Origin of the sequence: Novosphingobium sp. ST904 (genome assembly GCF_001298105.1) — a bacterium.
Classification (GTDB): Bacteria; Pseudomonadota; Alphaproteobacteria; order Sphingomonadales; family Sphingomonadaceae; genus Novosphingobium.
In genome coordinates this window covers 1-696 of sequence record NZ_LGJH01000010.1, presented here as the reverse complement: position 1 = coordinate 696, position 696 = coordinate 1, and the positions used below count along the sequence as shown (strand labels likewise).

Here is a 696-nt window from a genome sequence, read left to right as displayed (position 1 = left end):
CGGCGATCCGCTTGAGCCCGGCATTCGTTCCCAGGCCGTAGAGGCATAGCAGGAGACGTTGATCCAGCGCGGTTTTCGGCAGTGCAACACGCGAGGCCGATGTTTCGAACGCTTCGAGAAGTCCCGTATCAAGGGCAGCCTCCTTCAGTACGTCGAGCAGCCCGGTCATCGGCCAGCGTTGGCCGATCTCGGTCTTGATCGAGGCGAGACCCCTGGGTTCGGGCAAGGGTTTGAACGGGGTGAGAGATATACGGTTCTCGCCGCGCCACAGCAGCCGAACCTTGTCGTTCCGGGGAATATTGGCATTGAGGAGCAACAGTTCCTGAGCAAGCTCTTCCCGGATGGCGCTTGAAAATGCACGCGCATCCGCCGTCAGGTTCAATCCTGTGTAATATGCTTCTCGCCGCGCATCGAAGTCCTTGGGAAGATCGTCATCGGGATTGCGGTATCGGTCCGCCCCGACAACCCAGATTTCCTTAGAACGGATGCGATCGCGCAGTTGCGCGAGGACACAAAGCTCATAACTGATCCGGTTTACGCGCCCCTCTTCATCAATGACGGAACTGCGCCATCTCGCCGGAATGACCTCGTCGACCGGCACTGCGTGCGGCGGCACGTAGCGGCATCCATCATCCACTTTGCTTCTGATCCAGTCCAGGGCCGCCAGCACCGGACGCCACACGGCGTTGTTCGACC

General features: G+C 59.9%; 1 pseudogene. It reads right to left on the bottom strand.

Annotated elements, in window-relative coordinates:
• Positions 1 to 670 (bottom strand): annotated as a pseudogene (locus ADT71_RS00045) (Tn3 family transposase); the annotation flags it as partial.
• Positions 671 to 696: the final 26 nt, after the last annotated feature.